The sequence below is a fragment of the Mesobacillus boroniphilus JCM 21738 genome (genome assembly GCF_000517385.1).
In the GTDB taxonomy this organism is placed as follows: domain Bacteria; phylum Bacillota; class Bacilli; order Bacillales; family Cytobacillaceae; genus Mesobacillus; species Mesobacillus boroniphilus.
The window spans coordinates 62280-83051 of sequence record NZ_BAUW01000005.1 but is presented as its reverse complement, the minus strand read 5'-3'; the positions used below and the strand labels follow the sequence as shown (position 1 = coordinate 83051).

Annotated in this window: 17 protein-coding genes and 3 pseudogenes; 18 read left to right on the top strand and 2 right to left on the bottom strand. The window is 38.2% G+C overall.

What is annotated here, in order from left to right; genetic code table 11:
• Positions 1 to 38 precede the first annotated feature (38 nt).
• The 4 genes and pseudogenes from JCM21738_RS03060 to JCM21738_RS03050 all read left to right on the top strand — a co-directional run bounded on the left by JCM21738_RS03060 (position 39) and on the right by JCM21738_RS03050 (position 3148).
• On the top strand, positions 39 to 446 hold the full coding sequence (locus JCM21738_RS03060) for a hypothetical protein (protein WP_023613722.1): 408 nt from the start codon (positions 39 to 41) through the stop codon (positions 444 to 446).
• A gap of 189 nt (positions 447 to 635) precedes the next feature.
• Positions 636 to 1003: pseudogene (locus JCM21738_RS25190) on the top strand (C40 family peptidase); the annotation flags it as partial.
• 99 nt (positions 1004 to 1102) lie between these two features.
• Positions 1103 to 1336, top strand: a complete 234-nt coding sequence (locus tag JCM21738_RS25180) for a hypothetical protein (RefSeq protein ID WP_243462864.1) — start codon at positions 1103 to 1105, stop codon at positions 1334 to 1336.
• An 87-nt stretch (positions 1337 to 1423) separates the two neighbouring features.
• Positions 1424 to 3148, top strand: coding sequence for an SH3 domain-containing protein (locus JCM21738_RS03050; protein WP_023613724.1), 1725 nt, complete (start codon positions 1424 to 1426; stop codon positions 3146 to 3148).
• Between the two features lie 58 nt (positions 3149 to 3206).
• On the opposite strand, the gene JCM21738_RS03045 is transcribed toward JCM21738_RS03050, so the two are convergent.
• Positions 3207 to 4103, bottom strand: a complete 897-nt coding sequence (locus JCM21738_RS03045; RefSeq protein WP_023613725.1) for an accessory Sec system S-layer assembly protein — start codon at positions 4101 to 4103, stop codon at positions 3207 to 3209.
• A 14-nt stretch (positions 4104 to 4117) separates the two neighbouring features.
• A pseudogene (gene secA2, locus JCM21738_RS03040) lies at positions 4118 to 6491 on the bottom strand (accessory Sec system translocase SecA2).
• Between the two features lie 334 nt (positions 6492 to 6825).
• On the opposite strand from secA2, the gene JCM21738_RS03035 reads away from it, so the two are divergent.
• The 14 genes and pseudogenes from JCM21738_RS03035 to JCM21738_RS02980 all read left to right on the top strand — a co-directional run bounded on the left by JCM21738_RS03035 (position 6826) and on the right by JCM21738_RS02980 (position 20768).
• On the top strand, positions 6826 to 7899 hold the full coding sequence (locus JCM21738_RS03035) for a glycosyltransferase family 4 protein (RefSeq protein WP_023613727.1): 1074 nt from the start codon (positions 6826 to 6828) through the stop codon (positions 7897 to 7899).
• A gap of 234 nt (positions 7900 to 8133) precedes the next feature.
• Positions 8134 to 9246, top strand: a complete 1113-nt coding sequence (locus JCM21738_RS03030; RefSeq protein WP_023613728.1) for a DegT/DnrJ/EryC1/StrS family aminotransferase — start codon at positions 8134 to 8136, stop codon at positions 9244 to 9246.
• A 72-nt stretch (positions 9247 to 9318) separates the two neighbouring features.
• Positions 9319 to 10062: a hypothetical protein gene (locus JCM21738_RS03025; RefSeq protein ID WP_023613729.1), complete on the top strand. Its 744-nt coding sequence runs from the start codon at positions 9319 to 9321 to the stop codon at positions 10060 to 10062.
• Between the two features lie 11 nt (positions 10063 to 10073).
• On the top strand, positions 10074 to 10217 hold the full coding sequence (locus tag JCM21738_RS24130; RefSeq protein ID WP_023613730.1) for a hypothetical protein: 144 nt from the start codon (positions 10074 to 10076) through the stop codon (positions 10215 to 10217).
• Positions 10218 to 10419: 202 nt separating this feature from the next.
• Positions 10420 to 11273, top strand: a pseudogene (locus JCM21738_RS03020) (nucleotide sugar dehydrogenase); the annotation flags it as partial.
• A 63-nt stretch (positions 11274 to 11336) separates the two neighbouring features.
• Positions 11337 to 11732, top strand: a complete 396-nt coding sequence (locus JCM21738_RS27005; RefSeq protein ID WP_369385608.1) for a UDP binding domain-containing protein — start codon at positions 11337 to 11339, stop codon at positions 11730 to 11732.
• Positions 11733 to 11757: 25 nt separating this feature from the next.
• Positions 11758 to 12489 carry an acyltransferase gene (locus tag JCM21738_RS03015; protein ID WP_023613732.1) on the top strand — a complete coding sequence of 244 codons (732 nt, stop codon included), beginning with the start codon at positions 11758 to 11760 and terminating at the stop codon, positions 12487 to 12489.
• A 1-nt stretch (position 12490) separates the two neighbouring features.
• Entirely contained in the window at positions 12491 to 13978 is a 1488-nt protein-coding gene (locus tag JCM21738_RS03010) for a lipopolysaccharide biosynthesis protein (RefSeq protein WP_081742021.1), read from the top strand.
• A 40-nt stretch (positions 13979 to 14018) separates the two neighbouring features.
• The gene (gene wecB / locus JCM21738_RS03005; RefSeq protein WP_023613734.1) at positions 14019 to 15074 is read left to right on the top strand and encodes a non-hydrolyzing UDP-N-acetylglucosamine 2-epimerase; all 1056 of its coding nucleotides are present in this window, start codon (positions 14019 to 14021) and stop codon (positions 15072 to 15074) included.
• Between the two features lie 20 nt (positions 15075 to 15094).
• On the top strand, positions 15095 to 16477 hold the full coding sequence (locus JCM21738_RS03000; RefSeq protein ID WP_023613735.1) for an O-antigen polymerase: 1383 nt from the start codon (positions 15095 to 15097) through the stop codon (positions 16475 to 16477).
• Between the two features lie 11 nt (positions 16478 to 16488).
• Entirely contained in the window at positions 16489 to 17601 is a 1113-nt protein-coding gene (locus JCM21738_RS02995; protein ID WP_023613736.1) for a glycosyltransferase, read from the top strand.
• The gene (locus JCM21738_RS02990; protein WP_023613737.1) at positions 17598 to 18680 is read left to right on the top strand and encodes a glycosyltransferase; all 1083 of its coding nucleotides are present in this window, start codon (positions 17598 to 17600) and stop codon (positions 18678 to 18680) included. The genes JCM21738_RS02995 and JCM21738_RS02990 overlap by 4 nt, the downstream gene beginning before the upstream one ends.
• Positions 18677 to 19540 carry a UTP--glucose-1-phosphate uridylyltransferase GalU gene (galU, locus tag JCM21738_RS02985; protein WP_023613738.1) on the top strand — a complete coding sequence of 288 codons (864 nt, stop codon included), beginning with the start codon at positions 18677 to 18679 and terminating at the stop codon, positions 19538 to 19540. Before JCM21738_RS02990 ends, galU begins: the two co-directional genes overlap by 4 nt.
• 13 nt (positions 19541 to 19553) lie before the next feature.
• Entirely contained in the window at positions 19554 to 20768 is a 1215-nt protein-coding gene (locus tag JCM21738_RS02980; RefSeq protein ID WP_023613739.1) for a glycosyltransferase family 4 protein, read from the top strand.
• The last annotated feature ends 4 nt before the right edge of the window (positions 20769 to 20772 follow it).

The following is a 20772-nucleotide window of genomic DNA, read 5'->3' as shown; positions in this document are numbered from 1 at the left end:
TTAATTGCTAAACATTGGAAGGAGTTTTCATTAGCCTAATGACAAAGTCAAACGAGTTAAGTAAAATAATTGAAGAATTAAGGGATAACCCACCCAAGATTATCGGCGGATACAAAAAGCAGGGGTGGGCAACAAAGGTTTTAGATAAAATTAGCAATGATGCCATTACAGTTGAAGAAGATCGTACAGTAACGGCCATGGCTATAATTAAATCTAAGGACAACTCCTTTTATCCTGCTTTTTTACATCTGGATCAACAAAAAGGCGGACAAATTCTAGGAGTATATTTTATAGCGGAGAAAGAAGAACAGTTCGATTTGTTTCCTTTTGAAGTAGCAAGAGAGTTCCTCAACAAACCTGAAGAGGATCTTCTTCCTTTACAGTATCGTACCCTGGAGAAAATCGAAGGGGATCAATACCAAAAGAATTGGCCGGATTTTAGCTGAATATAGTTTCTGCAAAAAAGAGTGACTTTTAATAGTTACTCTTTTTTGTAATGAAATTGTAATATAATGTCGAAAATGTTATTAAAATGAAATGTAGAAAGAGGTTTATTTTGGTTAAAATTGTTTTATGAGGAAAATTAACGGAATTATTTGGCGATTTATAAATAGAGAGTTGGGGGAATCTACTAGATGAAGCGAGTAATCAAACTAAGTATAATTTCAATTTTTATCATACTTTTTTCTTTAAACACTCAATCTACTATTTATGCAAATGAGAACAAAGAATTGACTGAATATGCGACACAATTTGTAGGTGTTCCATATAAATGGGGAGGTACTACTCCTGCGGGTTTTGATTGCTCTGGTTATTTAACATATGTTTATAAAGATTATGGAGTGAACCTTCCTAGAACAAGTGCTGACCAGTACTATCAAGGAGAAAAGGTTGCGACAGCAGATTTGGTTCCTGGAGATCTTGTTTTTTTACAACTTATAAAAAAGGGCCTTCACATGCTGGTATATATTTAGGAGACAGAAAATTTGTTCATGCCGGAGATAGTGGTGTAGAAGTTTCAAGCCTTGATACCGCTTATTATAAATCAAGGTATATTGGTGGAGCTCGGTATATCCAACCGAAACCAGATGCTTCTTCTGTTATGGCGACAGTAACACCGAAGGATGGACAAATTGGAACGGTGTATGTAAAAAAGAGAATTAATTTATGGCAGAGGGATGAAAATAATAAATTAGCTGTAGTAAGAGTTCTAAATCCAGGTGAAGTTTACAGGGTTTATAGTTTTGACGATATGTATGGTGGTCAATTTAATTTAGGCTCACAATTATACATAACAAATATGAAAGACTATATAGAATATGTAAATGTACAGTGATTTGGAAAAAATAGGTTACCATTTTAATAGACTCTTGTTATACTAGAAATATAACAGGAGTTTTTTTATGTAAACAGGGAGGAAACTATGAAGAAACATCAACTAGTAAAAACTTTAATTTCATCTGCACTGATCTTGCCAGCGGTCGTAAGTATTCAAGCACCATCAACAGAAGCTGCCACCACCACCCAAATCGCTTCCGCGGTGCAAAAAGCTATTTCCAATTCACAGATATTAAGAAGAGCAACTTCGATTGAATGGAATGGTGATGGAAAGACAAGGCCATATACGGAATATAACAATACCAAAGCTGCATATTACTATGCTGAAAAATTGGTAAAAGCCATGCCTTCATCTAACACAAAGGTCGTTTATCAAGCAAAGCTTGGTGAAGTAAAAACACAGATTGACCGTGCAGTTGCTTATATTGATGCCATTACAGCAGGGGAAAAAATTGTTGTTAAGAAGAATGCTCTTCAATCTCAAGTGAATAAAGGTCTTCTAACTGCGGAAACAGAAAGCTTGTATCATAGTCTTTCGTTTGAAATTGGCAAGCAGGCTAAGCTGTTAGATCGAGTTTATGGTGTGACCACCAGAGAATATATTAGGCAATATTATAAACAAACCTCTGAGCGATTAAGAGATGATCTGAGCTATCCGGTTACTGCTAAAATGGCATTGGATCAAATTGAAACAAGTAAGTCAAATGAGGAAATTCTTCGTGAGTCAAAGAAGGTTTTGATGTTTTTACAAGTAGTTCCTCAAAAATCCTTTAAGGAACAGTTGACTGTTAGATGGAAATCGTTAGAAGGGAAAGTTCCATCAACTATTCAAGACGCTGAGTACAAAAATTTGTTATCTGTATATAATAACATGGCTGAATTAGAGAAAACCATTAAGCCTGGGGTATCGAGTCCAAAGGTACCATTGTTATTTGAAGAGACCAAAAATGGTATTGCTCAGGTTGGACACGAACTTGCTAAAAGGAAGCTAGATGAAACTCTAACGAATGTTATGAATAACTTATATCTGTCTGTAAGTGAGATCAAAACGCTCTTAACTAAAAAAGCTGCTGAAAAAGGAATTCCTCCTGAAATTGTTAAATCAATCGCTTTAACGGAGAATGGAAACTTCCAGCAGTTTTTACCGAATGGAGAAGTTTTTGAAAGCTTCGACAATGGTTATGGAATCATGCAGGTAACGCCACTTTCTGAGCATGACACACGTTATGATTGGGAGAAAGTTAAATATGATCTTGGCTATAATATTGAAACCGGGGTCAATATCCTGTTGGAAAAATGGGGGTATTCAGGCTCAAGAAGGTTACCTGTTGTAAATGACGGAAATAAAGAAACCCTGGAAAATTGGTATTTTGCAATAATTGCCTATAATGGCTTGTCCAAAAGAAATGATCCAATCACTTCTTCAAAGGCAACATACCAGGAGAAGGTATATGCCAATCTATCAAGTATGAAGCCAGAGATCATCAGTGAGGACCAATTAAAAATTTCCTACAATCCAGCAACTGGCCAAATGTTGTTTAATGACAAGATGCTGTATGTAACTACTAAGAAAACTAAATCTGCACAATTATACAAAGTAGGAGACACACTGTCATTGCCATCAGCCGTTAACCTCCGTAAGGTACCGACAACAGTGAACAACACACCAATCAAACAATTGGAGAAAGGCACAGCTATCACTATTATTGATCAACCAACGGAAGACAGCAATAAATTCAATATCTTTACTTGGTATAAAGTCAAAGTCAACTCCACTGGAGAAACAGGCTATGTAGCTTCTCTATGGTAAAGCGTTAAAAGGGCCTGGCCCCTACTTTAGTAGGGGCCAGGCCCTTTTCTGTTCTTCTTTATTGTGGTGGATACACCTTCCAGGTTGTTAGGTTAGGGTTTTTCTCTTGGACTAGTGTTTCTGGGAAGATGAAGGTCCATGGTTTGCTTGTGTTTGCTTTGACTGAGAAATTGTCGAGTGTGAAGTTTCCCTGGGCTACTTTCGTGCCGTTGGTGTCTTCTACGATTAATGGTAATTTCTGCAGTTGAATATCTTTGTTATATCCATTTCGTATAAATAGGGAAACGGAAAGTCTTCCATCATCCAAAAGGCGTGCTTCTATACCTGTAAATGAAATTTCATTGTTTGATAATGGCGGCAACTTCGCCACGAGTTCTTCCAGGTCCTTGACCATTTTTTCTGTCAGTTGGCTTTTCCATGTTTCTTCAAGATCTAACTGGTGCTGATTGCTTTTTTCGGGAACTTCAAAAGCGATTGACCAGTTGTCATCTGATATGTTTTCTATTAACTTATCATCATTAGTGAATAGGAATCTCCATGGACGACAGCTCATTGCGGGAAGTTCACCAAGTCCGTCCAGTTCAAATGTCTTCCGAGCAACGGCCTTTCCACTGTCATCTAGTATTAAGATTCCCATTTCTTCCAGACGAATGCTCTTGGCTAATGTGTTGCGTAAAAAAGCAATAACGACAAATCCCTCTTCGAAGTCAATTTTTTTAATTCCTGAAATAGAAATCTGGTTTGCTTTGAGCAGAGGAAGTTGTTGGTGTTTATACATATAAACGTACTTTTCCTGATTGCTTAATTCCCAATCCGGATGAAAGGATAATGATGTTTTCACCAAATCGATGTCTGTTTCCTCACCAAGTTCTTCGCTATTGTTGTCGACCAGCTCATTTAGTTGATCACTTTCTATAACCGGTGAAGATTGTTTCTTCCTTTTAAATAATGCCATTTCAAAAATTCCTCCTACACCTCATCCGGTCCGAAATCGTATTGGTTTTTCACATAGTCCATGAAACGAATACTAATAGCTGATTCAATATTTTCCATCAAAAGATTGAAATCGTCTAATGCTTCCATCTCAAATAAACGGTAAGGATCTTCCTGTCCATAGCCTCGGAGACCGATGCCGTCACGCTTATTAGCTAGAATGTCCAGATGCTTATTCCAATTTGAATCTATAAGTTGAAGCATGAAACGTTTAAGTTGTCTGCCTAGTTCTTCATCATTCTTTAAAGTGTTGATTTGACTTTCAAGTTTATCGTATTCCACTGAAATTAACTGAGCAATCTCTTTTCTTGGTCTTTCATAAAAACTCTTAAATGTGAGATCGGAATCAATAAAGATCAGGCTTAAGTCAGCTGCCAAGCCTTCTAAATTCCATTCAATTTCGTGTTTCTCTCCAGGACAATACTTATCTATTGTTTTATCGATATAATTATTTAAGTAATGTAATACTTCGGGATATGCATCTTCGATTGATGCATTTAAAATTCTGTCCCTCATTGAATAAATAACCTTACTCTGCCTATCGAGTACATTATCTAGCTTTAAAAGGTGAGAACGTGATGAGTGATGAGCATGTTCTACTGTCTCTTGTACTTTTTTGACAAATTTATTTGGATCCGGGCTAAGGATTAATCCTGTTTCATCTACTTTTGCTTTCTTTCGGAACTTTTCCATTTCCTCTTCGTCATAATTGATGAACAAATCATCATCGAGTGAAATAATGAATTGAGTTGAACCTGGATCTCCCTGGCGCCCGGAACGACCACGAAGTTGCATATCAATGCGGAAGCTTTCATGACGTTGGGTTCCGATAATATGGAGACCGCCTTTATCTTTCACACTTTCACTTAGCTTAATGTCTGTTCCTCGGCCAGCCATGTTAGTGGCAAGCATGACTTGTCCAGTCTGTCCTGCAGAAGAAATAATTTGCGCTTCATCTTCCTCTGTTTTAGCATTTAAAATCTGATGGTTGATTTTATGCTTTTTCAGCAGAGCAGAAAGTTGTTCTGATTGCTCAATAGAGGTAGTACCAATTAAAATCGGACGTCCAGTTTTATTGATTACTTTTACATCATTTATTACTTTCATCATTTTTGAATCGTTGTCTAAATACACTAAATCAGCATTATCTTGTCTTTGAACCGGTTTGTTCGTAGGAATGGATATTACGTGCAAATTATAAGTCTCAAAAAACTCTTGTTTTGAAGGTGACGCACTTCCGGTCATACCAGCTAATTTTTCATACATCCTAAAATAGTTTTGGATGGTAATCGTCGCCTGGACTTCGTTTTCTTCAGTAACCTCCAGACCTTCTTTAGCTTCAATTGCCTGGTGAAGGCCCTCACTAAAAGTTCTTCCTTCCATAATGCGCCCGGTAAATTTATCAATTAGTACAACCTTGCCATCTTTGACGATATAATCAACGTCTTTCTTCATTAGTGTAAGTGATTTTAAGGACTGGGTAATATTGTGAACTAAATCCTGGTGCTCGGCATCATATAGGTTGGATATCCCGAAAGCATTTTCGATTTTAAAAGCACCTTGGTCTGTTAGGTAAACTTGTTTTGTTTCCGGAAAATGCTCGTAATCTATATCACTCTTAAAAGAACTCATCAGCTCAGCTGAAATATGGAAAAGTTCAGCCCCCATGCTGGATTTGTTGGCGATGATTAATGGTGTACGTGCTTCGTCAATTAAAATACTGTCAATTTCATCAACAATGGCGTAATAATATGGCTGATGCACTTTCTCTTTTGGATCATAAACCATATTGTCTCTTAGATAGTCAAAACCGAATTCCGTACCTGTTCCATATGTAATATGGGCTTTATAGGCAGACCGCTTCTCTTCTTGAGACAGTTGAGAAATATTAAGTCCGACTGTTAATCCAAGAAACTCATGAATCTTGCCCATCTCCTCATAGTCTCTTCGCGCAAGATATTCATTCGCAGTTATAATGTGTACGCCTTTGCCTGTTAGCCCATGAAGATAACTGGGTAAGGTTGCTACAAGTGTTTTTCCCTCGCCGGTTTGCATTTCGGCAATGCTGCTTCATGCATTACAAAACCACCAATTAACTGAACATCAAAGTGCCTGAGTCCAAGGACTCTCTTTGAAGCTTCTCTAACTGTGGTAAAAGCCTCGATTTTTATATCATCAACGGATTTACCCTCTGCTAATTCACCCATGAAAATCTTTGTCTTGTTTTTCAACTGCTCGTCTGTCAATTTTGCATATTCTTCTTCTAATATGTTTACTCGATCAACAAGTTAGATAATCTTTTTATTTCTCGTTCGCTGTCATTGAATAACATTTTAACCTTTGATAGCATGCGATTTTCTCTCCTGTATGGTTAATACAAACATGTCTGAATTATATCATATATTGGCATTTTTTGTTTACGACCATAAATTTCCATAGAGCAGTATGAAACTTAAACGGAGAAATATCGTCTAACCTTTGTATGCTTTTGTTTAAACACTTGTCGAAACGGGGAAATGAGGATTGATAAAGGATATGTGTCGAAGGTGCTAATTTTACAATATACAACATTTTATGATTTCATTCGTGCCAATTAAAAAATCGTTGATAATAAAAAGATATGTGTTACGATATGTATGATTGGGAAAAGAATAAAATAAACCTCTAAACTAAGGTGATGATCAATGCATATTCAAGCTATTTTAGCTTTCTTTATTTCATTTGTTACTGTCCTGATAATTACTCCCTTGGTTATTAAGTTTGCTGTGAAGTTTGGGGCAATTGACAAGCCGAACGAAAGAAAAGTGCATGAAAAAATCATGCCTCGCCTTGGCGGTTTGGCCATCTTCATTGGAGTAGTTGCTGGTTATTTTGCCGGGGGATTATACAATCAAAAAGTTACCGCAATCAGTGTCGGTGCCATTCTAATTGTAATAATAGGAATGCTTGACGATAAATATGAATTATCCGCAAAAGTTAAGCTCGCGGGTCAACTTTTAACAGCTGCTGTCATTGTTTGCAGCGGGTTAACGATTGATTTGTTAACTATTCCCTATGTAGGAGACTTTGAATTGGGATTTTGGAGTTATCCAATAACAGTCTTCTGGATTGTGGCTATTACAAATGCGATTAACCTGATCGACGGGCTTGATGGGTTATCTGCTGGTGTATCAGCTATCGGTATTGCGACAATTGCTGTATTAGCCTTTATGGGTGGAAAAATGTTGATACTCATGTTTTCAATTATTTTATTGGGAAGTATTTTAGGATTCCTTTTCTATAATTTCCATCCTGCTAAAATCTTTATGGGTGATACGGGGGCTCTCTTCTTGGGATATTCAATATCGATCCTTTCCTTACTGGGTCTTTACAAAAGTGTTACACTCTTTAGTTTTTTAGTTCCTGTTATCATTTTAGGTGTACCTGTTTTTGACACAACCTTTGCAATTATCCGAAGAATCGTCAATAAACGCCCTATCTCGGCTCCTGATAAGTCGCACTTGCACCATCGGCTTTTAGATTTGGGACTTTCGCATCGTAAAACGGTACTATCAATTTACGGCTTTGGACTTCTATTCAGCATTAGTGCCATTCTTGTTTCAGAATCCACTTTATGGGGTACAGTATTTATCATCTTCGGCCTGTTGGTTATAACTGAAGTGCTTGCTGAGCTTATAGGGATTGTCCATGTCAAATACAGACCAATATTGAACTTATATAGCAAGTTGACGGGTAAAAAGTCTTTCTATCGACCCTGATTATAATCTCAAAGAACCGTTTGTTGCTGCAAAGCGGCAAACGGTTCTTTGAAGAATTTTTATCCGAAGGTTTGCTCAATATTTCCCATTCACAGGATAGTATGCACCAAAATAACATTTATATACCAGAATAGGAAAAAATCTAGTTGCTATTTTTTAAACGTTGCACGAGTGTAAATGCAAAATTTGTGATAAACTAATCGATGATTTTATATTTTTGGAGGGTAACTCATAATGAAAGTTCCTATGTTAGATTTAAGTGAGCAATATCAAGGTCTTAGAACCGAAGTGATTGAAGCGATGGATCAGGTAATGAGCTCTTCACAATTCATTTTAGGTTCAAGTGTAAAAAAGCTTGAAGCAGACATAGCTAAATATAGCAATGTAACCCACGGGATCGGCTGTGGGAATGGTAGTGACGCAATACATATTGCCTTGCAGGCTCTTGGAGTAGGTCCTGGAGATGAGGTTATTACTACTCCGTTCACTTTTTTTGCTACAGGAGGAGCTATCGTTAGAGCTGGAGCAACTCCTGTATATGTTGATATCGATCCAGTAACGTTCAATATCGATCCTGAAAAAATCGAAGCAGCTATTACAGAAAAGACAAAGGCTATCATTCCTGTACACTTATACGGTCAGATGGCTGATATGGAAAGAATTGCTGAAATTGCCCGTAAAAATAACCTTGCCGTTGTCGAAGATGCAGCACAAGCTATTGGTGCAAAACAAAACGGGAAATCCGTTGGTGAGCTAGGCTCTGCTGCAACATATAGCTTCTTCCCAACTAAAAACCTCGGAGCATATGGTGATGGCGGTATGATCGTTACTAACGATGATGAAACTGCTGAAAGTTGCCGTGTAATCCGCGTACACGGAAGTAAGCCTAAATATTACCACCATGTTCTAGGGTATAATAGCCGACTGGATGAACTGCAAGCAGCTGTCTTAAATGTGAAGTTTCCCTATTTGGATGAGTGGAGCAGCCTCCGTAGGGATAAAGCGGCCACTTACACCAACCTTTTAAATGAAAAACTTGGGGACCTTGTCACAACTCCTGTTGAAAAAGAAGGCAACTACCATGTATTCCATCAATATACTATCAGAGTGGAACAACGTGATGAGCTGCAAAAGTTTTTAAAGGAACAGGGCGTTGCGACAATGATTTATTATCCGCTTCCGCTTCATGTTCAGCCAGTTTTCAAGAATCTTGGCTATAAAGAGGGAGACCTCCCATTATCCGAGAAAGCAGCAAGTGAAGCTCTCTCGTTACCGATGTTCCCTGAACTTAAAACAGAGCAACAAGAATACGTTGTGGCGAAAATCGCGGAATTTTTCGGAAAATAATCACATGATGACGCCGCCAACTTTTCGGGGGCGTTTTCTTACTGTGGACTACTATAGGAATGGGGTATTGTATTGACAGAAGAAAAAAAGCGGTTTGTTCTTTATGAATATCTTTTGTATTTCTGGAAACATAAAAACTACTTTTTATTGATTCCTATACTAACTACTTTATTAATTGCTGGGGTAGTTTATGCCTTAAAAGGGAATGACGGTTATACTGGTACTGCTTTTGTTTATACAGGGAGCATCGAAACGCCTGATTTAACAAGTCCTAAAAACCTGGAAGCTGATTTTGAAAAAATAAACCCTAAAGTGGATGTTTTTGTCAGTGGAAAGCGTAATGTAAAAATCACTTTGAAAGGCAAATCAAAAGCAAAAGTGGAAAATGATCTCAAAGAAATGGTCTCTGAATATTATAAAAGGCTGGATGAGCAATATGACAAACAATTGGTTGCTTCCGTGCCGTATGTATTTGACCTCGAAGCTAGCTATAAAGCAAAAGAAAAAGTTCTGGAACACTATATGGACAAGCTAGAGGAACAAATATCGACTCCTAGTCAATATAATGACACCAAAGAGCTAATTATTAAAACAGAAGAAAGTATTGCAGAGGAAAAAGCGATTGTACATCGTATGATGGGAACCATTTCCTTCTTCGAGCCTCCAGAAGTCCTGAACAAGGAAACGACTAAAGCGGATACTTATTTAAAAGAAAGCATCGCAGCCGGCCTCATTTTGGGCTTCGTGTTGGCATTTGCTATTCTTATCCTCTTGAAATACATTGAAGACGCAAGGAGGTACTACAACAAGGATTAATATTACAATAATTGGACTGGGCAAGCTCTACAATTATCTATCCAAGCATTCTTGAAGAGTCTATTGCTGTATTTGGTGATATAGATTCTGTTAAAATAAGTGTCAGGAATGAAAACTATGTGGAAACATGGGGTATAGAAGATGTAACCAAATAAAAATCAGACAAAATAAAAACGGAGATTGAAGCAGATCCTTTTGGCAAGCCAGGGCATCAATGCATTATAGAAGATATGGTTACTGTTGTTAAGGAAGATCGCAAACCAGTTATTACTGGACACGATGGCCATGCGCCAGTAAAATTAATTCTTGCTATCCTTGAATCAGCTGAATCTTTAATAAACTAAAGGAGATAAAACCATGAACAATTTCGAGAAATTAGTAGATAAAATTGAGAAAAGAGAGGCCGTAATTGCTGTCGTAGGTTTAGGCTATGTAGGTCTTCCTCTTGCTGTTGAAAAAGCGAAGGCTGGATATAAAGTAATTGGCTTTGATGTTCAGCCCTCACGTGTCGAGCAGGTGAACATGGGAATCAACTATATCGGTGATGTTGTCGACCAGGATCTTGCTGATATGGTAGAAAAGGGAAGACTGGTTGCAACGACGGACTACGCACGCATGGCAGAAGTGGACGCGGCTGCCATCTGTGTTCCAACACCGTTGGATATTTATCAACAGCCAGATACTTCATATGTAGAAAGCTCTGCTAAGGAAATTGCAAAATATGCACATGAAGGTATGCTTGTAGTTCTTGAATCTACAACATATCCAGGAACAACAGAAGAAATCGTTAAGCCTGTTCTTGAAGCGAAAGGCCTTGTTACAGGGGAAACTGTGTTTGTCGCCTATTCTCCGGAACGTGTAGATCCGGGAAATAAACAATTCAAAACTAAAAATACTCCAAAAGTGGTCGGTGGTATAACTCCTAACTGTACTAAAGTGGCTTCCGCTTTATATCGAAACGTTCTTGAGGGAGATGTTTTTGAGGTTTCCAGTCCAGCAATCGCAGAAATGGAGAAGATCTTTGAAAACACATTCCGACATATTAACATTGCTCTTGCGAATGAAATGGCAATCTTGTGTGAGAAAATGGGGATTGATGTTTGGGAAGTTATTGATGCTGCTAAAACCAAGCCATACGGTTCATGGCGTTTTACCCAGGTCCAGGACTTGGAGGTCACTGTATCCCGATCGATCCATTCTATTTAACATGGAAAGCGCGTGAATATAATTATCATACTCGCTTGATTGAACTTGCTGGAGAGATTAACAATTCAATGCCAGAGTATGTGATCACACGCTTAATGCAAGTTTTGAATGAAAGTGGAAAAGCGCTTCGAGGTTCAAAAATCGCCATTCTTGGAGTGGCGTATAAGAAAGATATTGATGATGTCCGTGAATCACCAGTATTAAAAATTATTGAGCTGCTTGAACAGCACGGTGCAGATTATACTGTTGTGGATCCATATGTAGCTTCATTTAGATCTTGTGACAGGATGGTTGAAACAGTCCCAATGTCAAAAGAATTATTGAATGAAGCAGACCTAGTTCTTGTTACTACTGACCACTCTGATTTCGATTATCAAATGATTGCCCAGGAAAGCCAGGTAATTTTTGATACTAGAAATGCACTTAAGGATGTCCAAAGGCCCAATATATACCGTAAATTATAATGTCTAATTACAAGGGAGAATTTTTATGAATTTCATCGATCCTTCAGTTTCACTAGATGATTCCGTAAAGGTTGGCTATTTTTCAGTAATTGAAAAGGATGTTAAAATCGGCAAGAATGTTATTGTTGGAAATCGGGTTACTATTCATGAAGGTACCGTCATTGGCGATAATACAACTATCGCTGACGGCGCTGTTCTTGGAAAAGGCCCCAAGCCAGCAAAAACAAGTACAGTAAAGTTGTCTGATTCAATTCCTGCCTTGGAAATTGGTGAAGATGTAACAATTGGAGCAAACTCTGTTATCTACCGAGGTGCTGTAATTGGAACCAATACTTTGATTGCTGATCTTGCAAGTGTCCGGGAGAATGTGGAAATTGGCAACTTTGTTATTGTTGGTCGTGGTGTCACTGTTGAGAACTATGTGAAAATTGGCGACCGGACAAAAATACAGTCCAATTCCTACATCACTGCTTATACGACTCTTGAAGAGCAAGTATTCATCGCTCCTTGTGTAACTACAACTAATGATAATTTTATGGGAAGAACGGAAGAACGCTTTGATAAAATCAAAGGTGCTACCGTTAAAAAGGGAGCACGTGTTGGCGGGGGATCCATCATTCTTCCGGGTATAACAATTGCTGAAGAGACGTTTATCGCTGCAGGTGCACTGGTAACGAAGGATACAGAAGAAAAAACCCTTATTAAAGGCATTCCAGCTAAGTTTGTCCGCATGGTTGATGAGCGGGAGTTGTTATAGGGTGCTGGCCCAATTTAAGCGTTTAGGAGCGGATTCGCTCCTTTACGCATTTATGAACATTGGTACAAAGTTAATTGCATTTATTATGCTACCGATCTATACCAACTTTTTACCACGTGAAAAATATGGTTTGCTAACAACTATAGATACTGTCACTGCCATGCTGACGTTCCTTGTCATATTCGGCACTGACTCAGCTCTCGCATTTTATTATTTTGAAACGAAAGAAAAAGATAAAAAGCTGGAGTATGTCCGAAATGTGATGTATTTCAGGCTTTTCATTGTTGGTATTCTTGGTTTACTGGTATTAATTAGTGGACCTTTGATATCTGAGATGATTTTGGGAAGCTCTCAGCATGTTGACCTTTTATACTTGGCACTGGGTGTTCTCTTTGTCGATTCCATGGTTATCGTCATACTGATGGTTATGCGCTTCGATTTCAAAACCAAAAAAGTTGTTATCTTTACTGTGGGAAAAATGCTCTTGATTGCTATCCTTTCGTACATATTCTTAAAGTACTTCGTGACATCGGCTGAGGGCATTCTGCTCGGCAGACTAGTCAGTGTCATACTCATACTTGTTCCGTTGATCATTACATCCTCTGCATATTTAAAACCGAAAATCAATTTTGATTCTCTAAAAGAAATCATTAAGTATGCGGCTCCATTAGTCCCAACTTCCCTGGCATTCTGGGTGATCGCTTATGCAAGTATCATCTTTTTGGGGAAATTTCAATCAATGGAAGAGGTAGGAGTGTACGGAGCAGCTACAAGGCTTGCCACTGTCATTACACTTTTAACAAGTGGAGTTCAAATGGCATGGAGACCCTATTCAATGTCCCTAAAGGATAAGAAGGATAGTCCTCTATTGTTTTCGAAGATATATTTGGCATTGCTGATCATAGGAATATTTGGTGTCATGGGTATTGCTACAATTATGCCATTCGTCATCGGTATTCTTGGTAAAGAGTATTACAATGCATATCAATATGTGGCGCTAATTTCAGCTGCTACCTTCTTGAATTTTTATTATCTGATCATTTCTGTTGGATTGTTTTTTACGAAAAAAACAACAACAATTTCCATTACCTTTGGAATGGTGGCAGTCATCAATACAATCCTGAATATTGTGCTGATTCCTAAATTCTCAATTTGGGGAGCGGTTGCTGCTTATCTAATCGCATACATGGTAGCGATTATCTTTATTTTCCGGAAGAGCCAGCAAGCATATTATGTGCCAGTGTCATTTGGGAAAATGGCCTTTTTATTTCTGAACATGCTAATTGCCGTCATTGCGATTATCTATGTTCAAGAGCAGGGTTTGAATTGGATTTATATTGGAGGGGCATGGATATATTTAATTTTTATTACTGCTGCAAGTAGAGTCGATAAAATTTCCGGCGTAAAGCATCCGAAAATCCTGTTTAGAATGATTAATGCCAACATTAGGCAAGCTATAAAATATAATTTAATTTCATCCTCATTATAAAAATGTCTTTAGATGAACAATTATTGGAGGAATCCTTCCTATGAAAATTATTACGGTTATAGGTGCAAGGCCACAATTTATTAAGGCTGCTCCAGTTTCACGTGTTTTGCGTGAAAAGCATACAGAGTTAATTATCCATACAGGACAGCATTACGACAGTAATATGTCTGAGATCTTTTTTGAAGAGTTAAATATACCAAAGCCTGACTATTATTTAGCTGTCGGGTCAGGGCATCACGGCAAACAAACTGGAGAAATGCTTGCAAAGATTGAAGAAATCGTGCTTGAAGAAAATCCAGATTGCCTAGTGGTATATGGTGACACCAACTCTACGCTTGCAGGTGCGCTTGTGGCAGCAAAGCTACATATTCCGGTCATTCATATTGAGGCAGGACTTCGAAGCTTTAATAAGAAAATGCCGGAAGAAATCAATCGAATTATGACTGACCATGTATCGGAATTCTTATTCTGCCCAACAAATACAGCTATTGAAAACTTGAAAAATGAAAACATCACTCATAATGTATTTAATATTGGAGATGTCATGTATGATGCAGTTCTCTATAACAAAAAGCTAGCATCGGAAAAGTCGAATATTTTAAATGAGCATTCCCTAGAGGAAAAGGGATATCACCTTATTACCATCCATCGTGCCGAAAATACAGATAACCTTGAAAATATGCAAAATATTCTCGAGGCTTTCTCGAAAATTGATGATGTTAAAGTATGGCCGATCCATCCGAGAACGAAGCATAAGCTTGAAAGTTATGGTATTAAGCTTGAAGAGATACCGAATTTAAAAGTTATCGATCCAGTTGGATACTTAGATATGTTAACTTTGGAAGCAAGCGCCAAAAAAATCATTACCGATTCGGGCGGAGTCCAAAAGGAAGCATACTTCATGAAGGTTCCGTGTGTAACCGTTAGGGAACAGACTGAATGGGTTGAAACTTTAGAGGAAGATGCCAATATTCTTGTTGGTACTTCTGTCGATAAAATTTTAGAAGCGGTCAGTAAAGATGTTAATCCGATGTACCGTGAAATCTTCGGCGATGGTCATGCTTCTGAGAAAATTGTTGAACTACTTGAAAAATAAAATAAAAAGGCGGTCAGCATATGCTGTTTTTCATCATCTGGCTCCTTGTCCTGGGGGCTTCGGTATACTTATTCAAAAGGTCTGCTGGGAGCCTCTCTCTTTTAAAGCCTAATATGAATTCAATCATTTTTTATTATTCATTCTTTATTTCCAGCTATATAGGCAGTTTGTTCATAGCAACGGATACAGATGGATACTATATGCTAAATAAATTAACCCATGAAGAATACCGAATGATTGGATTTGTGGCTGTGAGTTTTGTTATGGTCGTTTTTCCGCTCGTTATGTTCATTGTTTCAAAATTTGTGGGTTTCAATGCTAAAAAAGAATTAGACTCCTATTTGCGTAAAGAAATTGTTGTGCCATTTGGTAAAAGAAGTGAGTTTTTTTGGATCTTTGCGGGGCTTTCATTCATATCCCTTGCAGCTATAGCTTACACGATGCTGAAAACTTCCCATATTCCAATTCTTGAATTAGTTTTGCGTACCACTGATATGTCACCCGGGGAATTAAGGATTGAAGCACAACGAAATTTTGGCGGGAATGTCTTAATCAGAAATATTTTCGCTATTGCACTCACGCCTCTTATGTCTCTTATTGCTTATGTTTATATGGTGAAAACAGGGGAAGCAAAGTGGATTTTATTATTTTTGGCTTTATTTGGAGGAACTATATTAATTACGACCTATGACCTGGCTAAATCGCCCATCTTTTTCTACATCATTATGTTTCTTTTATTAAGAATGTATGTGGGGAAAATCAAATTTACTTGGGCCAAACTTTTAAGCTGGGGATCCATCGGACTTATCTTATTGATAGGAATGTATGTCGTTATCCAAGGGGTTACAGACGTAAATTCTTATTTGTCCATAAATTCTGGCCCGATCGGAAGGCTGATTTTTGCACAAATAGCGCCTACCTTCCTGCACCTTAATATGTTCGGAGAAGCAATTCCATTTTTAGATGGCAGGGGCATGCCATCAATCATTCTGGGGATTTTTGATATTGAACAGGTAAAATCAGCTCGGCTCGTCATGTCGATTGCTTTTCCTGAAAAAGTTGAAGCAGGAACAGCCGGTGTTTTAAATACATTGTTTATTGCTGAAGCATTTGCTAATTTTGGATATATTGGAATTATCGCTGGTACAGTGTATGTAGCTTTTCTTGTACAGATTTTATACATTGTTTTTTTAAGATTGCCAAAGAACCCGATTTTCTTAAGTCTATTTGTTTATTTCTCAATAAATATTCCAAGAACACTTGTAGGGGGATTTTCCGATTTCCTGTTCAATCCGATTTGGTTCTTGGTAACAGGCCTTTTTACAGGTATTTTACTGGTTATTCGGCTTAAAATTGACTTGTCCAGTTTTTGGCTCCGGAGAAAATCAAGAACGGAATTATAAGGAGATACCAAATGAAATCAGTCTTGCTCTATTATCCATTTCAAATAGCGAAAAATGCAAATAGTGGTTCTAAGTTAAGGCCAAAAGAAATGTACAAAGCCTTCCTAAAATGGGGGAAACAGAATAATATAGAAATCCTCCTGTTGTCAGGCCATTCAAATGAAAGGGCTGCTCTATTCACAAATTGGTTAAAAGAAGGAAAGCTGGATGAAGTATTGTTTTGCTATATGGAAAACCAGACGATTCCTTTTTGGCTGACGGATCCTGGGCATAAGCCGAAAAATCCATTCATCGATTATAAGGTAATGAAGTATCTTCAAGAAAAGAATGTCCCAGTTGGAGTGTTCTATCGCGACGTTTATTGGAAGTTTGACGAGCTGTACCCATTAAAGGGAGTAAAAAAGACGATTATGCAGAGCGTCTATCGCATGGAAGAAAGTTTTTATCAAAAATATTGTGATGTAATCTTTTTACCAAGTGATGCAATGGGTAAGTATGTAGATATAGACCGGACGAAGATTGCTTTGCCGCCTGGAGGTAAGGCAAGGGATCTCGACGCGCAACGGGACATAAACCTTGTAAAACAAGGTCTGTATGTAGGCGGGATAAATAATGAAAACTATGGGCTATTTTTACTTCTGGATGCATTAGAGCTCGCAAACAAGGAACAAAAAGTGTGCGATCTTACTGTAGTGTGCAGAGAAGATGAATTTGACCATTTACCTGAAGAAAAGAAAGCACGTATTAACCAGTCTGGAATCTCTATTAAGCATGTCAGTGGAGATGCTTTAAATGATTTATATACATCAATGGATTTTGCATTTATTCCACGTTATAAAAGCACTTATAATGACTTTTCCGTACCTGTAAAGTTAGTTGAGTATCTATCTAACAAGCTGCCTGTGGTAGCGACAAATTGTGATGCTCAAAGTGATTTTATTGAGTCAGGTTCTTATGGGATTATCTGCAGAGATGAACCTTCATCCATGGCGGATGCCATTAAAGAGATGACGATTCAATCTAATGGATTCCGCAGGAATATCGAGGATTCTTTTATGGAGAAACATTCATGGTTGGCAAGGGTCAAAATGATTGAAAATGCCCTTTTAAAGGAGGAACTATGAGAATTTTATTATTAGCTCCAGGAAAATCAATCCATACTCATAAATGGGCATTGTTTTATAAAAGTGTAAACGTTGATGTGAAGGTTGTTACTTTTGCAGACCACCATTCAGAGGAAAATGCCAAGGAGGTTGACACAGAGATTCTTACCAAAATGCTCCCAGGAAAGCTTTCCTATCTGTCGGGCGTATTCGCTCTTAAGAAAATCATAAAAGAGTTCAAACCCGATATCCTCCATGCTCACTATGTATCGAGCTACGGTTTTGTTGGTGCATTAGCCAATTTTCACCCCTATTATGTAAGTGTTTGGGGAAGGGATATCTTCCAATTCCCTCAGATGGGAAAAATGAATGAATCCATTGTAAAATACACCTTGGATAAAGCTGATGTTATTTGTTCAACAAGCCATATTATGGCGAAGGAAACAAATAAATATACTAGCAAGAATGTCTTTGTTACTCCATTTGGGGTGAATATTGATAAATTTCAACCGAATGGATCATTAAAAGAAGACGGAGTCTTAACAATTGGAACTGTTAAGGCCCTATCTGATAAATATGGCATCGCAGATTTAATCCAAGCCTTTGCGTTAATTAATCAAAAATATCAAGAATCCAATTTGCTTATAGTTGGTGATGGACCTCAAAAAAAGGAATATGAAGAATTAACCGAAAGACTTGGTATTGGTCACGCCACTACTTTTACTGGAAGAGTACCAAATGACAAGGTGCCGGATTATATTAACAAAATGAGCATTTTTGCCGTACCATCGACAGAAGATAGTGAAAGCTTTGGTGTAGCAGCGGTAGAGGCAATGGCCTGCGGAGTCCCGCCTGTGGTATCGAATGTTGGTGGACTTCCAGAAGTCGTCATAGAAGGGAAAACTGGTTTTGTCGTACCAAAAGAAAACCCTGAAAAACTTTCGGAAGCTATGTTGAAACTGATTGAGGATCAAGAGATGCGCCAAAGGATGGCAACCAATGGGGTTGTACATGTTAAGCAGCATTATAACTGGATTGATAATGCAAATGGAATGTTGGAATTGTATAGTCAAACTTTGGAAAAGGGGATGAGATCATGATTAAAAAAGCGGTGATTCCAGCTGCTGGTTTAGGTACTCGTTTTCTCCCGGCAACAAAGGCCCAGCCGAAAGAGATGCTTCCTATCGTCGATAAGCCGACCATTCAGTATATTATTGAAGAAGCAGTTCAATCGGGAATCGAAGATATCATAATTGTTACAGGTCGAAATAAAAGGGCCATCGAGGACCATTTTGATAAATCTGTGGAACTCGAGATGCTTCTTGAACGTACTGGAAAACATGAAATGCTGGAAATTGTAGAGGATATCTCAAACCTTGTTGATATTCATTACGTTCGCCAAAAGGAACCACTTGGACTTGGACATGCTGTTCTGTGTGCGAAGAAATTTATTGGAGATGAGCCTTTTGCTGTCCTGTTAGGTGATGATATCGTGGACAGTGAGACACCGGCTCTGCGCCAAATGATGGATCAATTCGACAAAGTTCAAAGCAGTATACTAGGATGTAACGAAGTGCCGAGGTCAGAAGTAAATAAGTATGGAATTGTTGAATATTTCGGGCAACAAGGAGAATTATTTAAGGTTAAAAGTTTAGTGGAAAAGCCTGACATAGATAATGCCCCTTCAACACAGGCAATTGTAGGCCGTTATATTTTGACTCCAGCTATTTTTGACATGCTAGAGACAATTGGCCCGGATAAAAAAGGCGAAATTCAGTTAACTGATGCCATTGATCGCTTGCTTGATAAAGAGTCTATTTACTCTTATATTTTAAAAGGTCACCGTTATGATGTCGGGGATAAATTTGGCTTTTTGCAAGCTTCAATAGATTTTGCCTTAAAGCGACCAGAGTTAAAGGATAAGCTGGAAGCCTATCTACAGGAAATTATTAAGAAGTAATGGAGTTGGAAGAATGAGAGTCATCTACCTGTGCCAGCACTTTCCCCCGGAAACCGGCGCCCCTCAAATTCGAGTTTATGAAGTTAGCAGGGAACTGATTAACAGAGGCCACCAGGTGGAAGTCTTGACCGCTTTTCCACATCACCCTAAAGGAGTCATTCCTGAAGAGTATCAGGGAATGTTTTATAAGTTTGAAATGTGGGACGGTATTCCGGTCCATCGTTCCTGGATTTATCCTTCTCCGAAGGGAAGCTTTTGGAAGAGACTTGCGTCTTACTTTTCGTTTACATTCAGTGCTTTCTACTCGATTTTTAAATCAAAGCCTACAGATGTCATCATTTGTAATTCTCCGCCATTATTTCTCGGTATCACAGGATATCTGGGAGCTAAAATAAAAAGGGCAAAGTTTGTATTCAATATAGCAGATATTTGGCCTGAATCAGCTGTTGAACTAGGAATACTGAAAAATAAAACCTTTATTAAATTGGCGGAAAAGCTGGAGTTATTCCTCTATAAGAAGTCATGGAAAATTGCCACGGCCACCGATGGAATTAAAGATTATATGGTGAAAAAAGGGAAGAAGGAAGAAGATGTATTTTTACTTCCAAATGGTGTTAATACGGATACATTTATCCCTTTGCCTAAGAATCAGGATATTCTTGACAAAACAGGGTTAGTAGGTAAGAAAGTATTTATGTATGCAGGTACTCTCGGATATGCACAAGGATTAGATTCGGTTTTAGAGGCAGCAGCACTGATAAAAGATACTCATCCTGATATTCATTTTCTATTCGTAGGAGATGGGCAGGAAAGGGAAAAGCTCCTGAAAATGAAGGATGACCTAAATCTCACTAATGTTACCTTCTATGGTTCTGTTCCTGTCTCAGAGATGCCGAAAATGTTTTCAGTAGCCGATTTCAGTATCGTATCCCTAAGGAATATTGAGTTGTTCAAAGGAGCAAGGCCTTCTAAAATTTTTCCAGCCATCTCTACAGGCACCCCTGTTTTATACTGTGGCAGCGGTGAGAGTGCATCTATCCTGGAAGAATACAATTGCGGTAAAATCGCTGAGCCAGAAAACCCAGCGGCTATGGCAGAAATGACCATTAAATTAGCAGAACTAGGCGAAGCCGAATATAAACAAATGCGCGAAAACGGCCGAAAACTAGCCATCGAACAATACTCATGGAAAAGCATCGTCGACAACCTGTTGGAAAATATCAAATAGAACA

Bases quoted from the DNA above. Each gene is read 5' to 3' on its own strand.
- JCM21738_RS03060 (WP_023613722.1), top strand. From the start codon at position 39: ATGACAAAGTCAAACGAGTTAAGTAAAATAATTGAAGAATTAAGGGAT.
- JCM21738_RS25180 (WP_243462864.1), top strand. From the start codon at position 1,103: ATGGCGACAGTAACACCGAAGGATGGACAAATTGGAACGGTGTATGTA.
- JCM21738_RS03050 (WP_023613724.1), top strand. From the start codon at position 1,424: ATGAAGAAACATCAACTAGTAAAAACTTTAATTTCATCTGCACTGATC.
- JCM21738_RS03045 (WP_023613725.1), bottom strand. From the start codon at position 4,103: ATGGCATTATTTAAAAGGAAGAAACAATCTTCACCGGTTATAGAAAGT.
- JCM21738_RS03035 (WP_023613727.1), top strand. From the start codon at position 6,826: ATGCATATTCAAGCTATTTTAGCTTTCTTTATTTCATTTGTTACTGTC.
- JCM21738_RS03030 (WP_023613728.1), top strand. From the start codon at position 8,134: ATGAAAGTTCCTATGTTAGATTTAAGTGAGCAATATCAAGGTCTTAGA.
- JCM21738_RS27005 (WP_369385608.1), top strand. From the start codon at position 11,337: ATGCCAGAGTATGTGATCACACGCTTAATGCAAGTTTTGAATGAAAGT.
- JCM21738_RS03015 (WP_023613732.1), top strand. From the start codon at position 11,758: ATGAATTTCATCGATCCTTCAGTTTCACTAGATGATTCCGTAAAGGTT.
- wecB (WP_023613734.1), top strand. From the start codon at position 14,019: ATGAAAATTATTACGGTTATAGGTGCAAGGCCACAATTTATTAAGGCT.
- JCM21738_RS03000 (WP_023613735.1), top strand. From the start codon at position 15,095: ATGCTGTTTTTCATCATCTGGCTCCTTGTCCTGGGGGCTTCGGTATAC.
- JCM21738_RS02995 (WP_023613736.1), top strand. From the start codon at position 16,489: ATGAAATCAGTCTTGCTCTATTATCCATTTCAAATAGCGAAAAATGCA.
- JCM21738_RS02990 (WP_023613737.1), top strand. From the start codon at position 17,598: ATGAGAATTTTATTATTAGCTCCAGGAAAATCAATCCATACTCATAAA.
- galU (WP_023613738.1), top strand. From the start codon at position 18,677: ATGATTAAAAAAGCGGTGATTCCAGCTGCTGGTTTAGGTACTCGTTTT.
- JCM21738_RS02980 (WP_023613739.1), top strand. From the start codon at position 19,554: ATGAGAGTCATCTACCTGTGCCAGCACTTTCCCCCGGAAACCGGCGCC.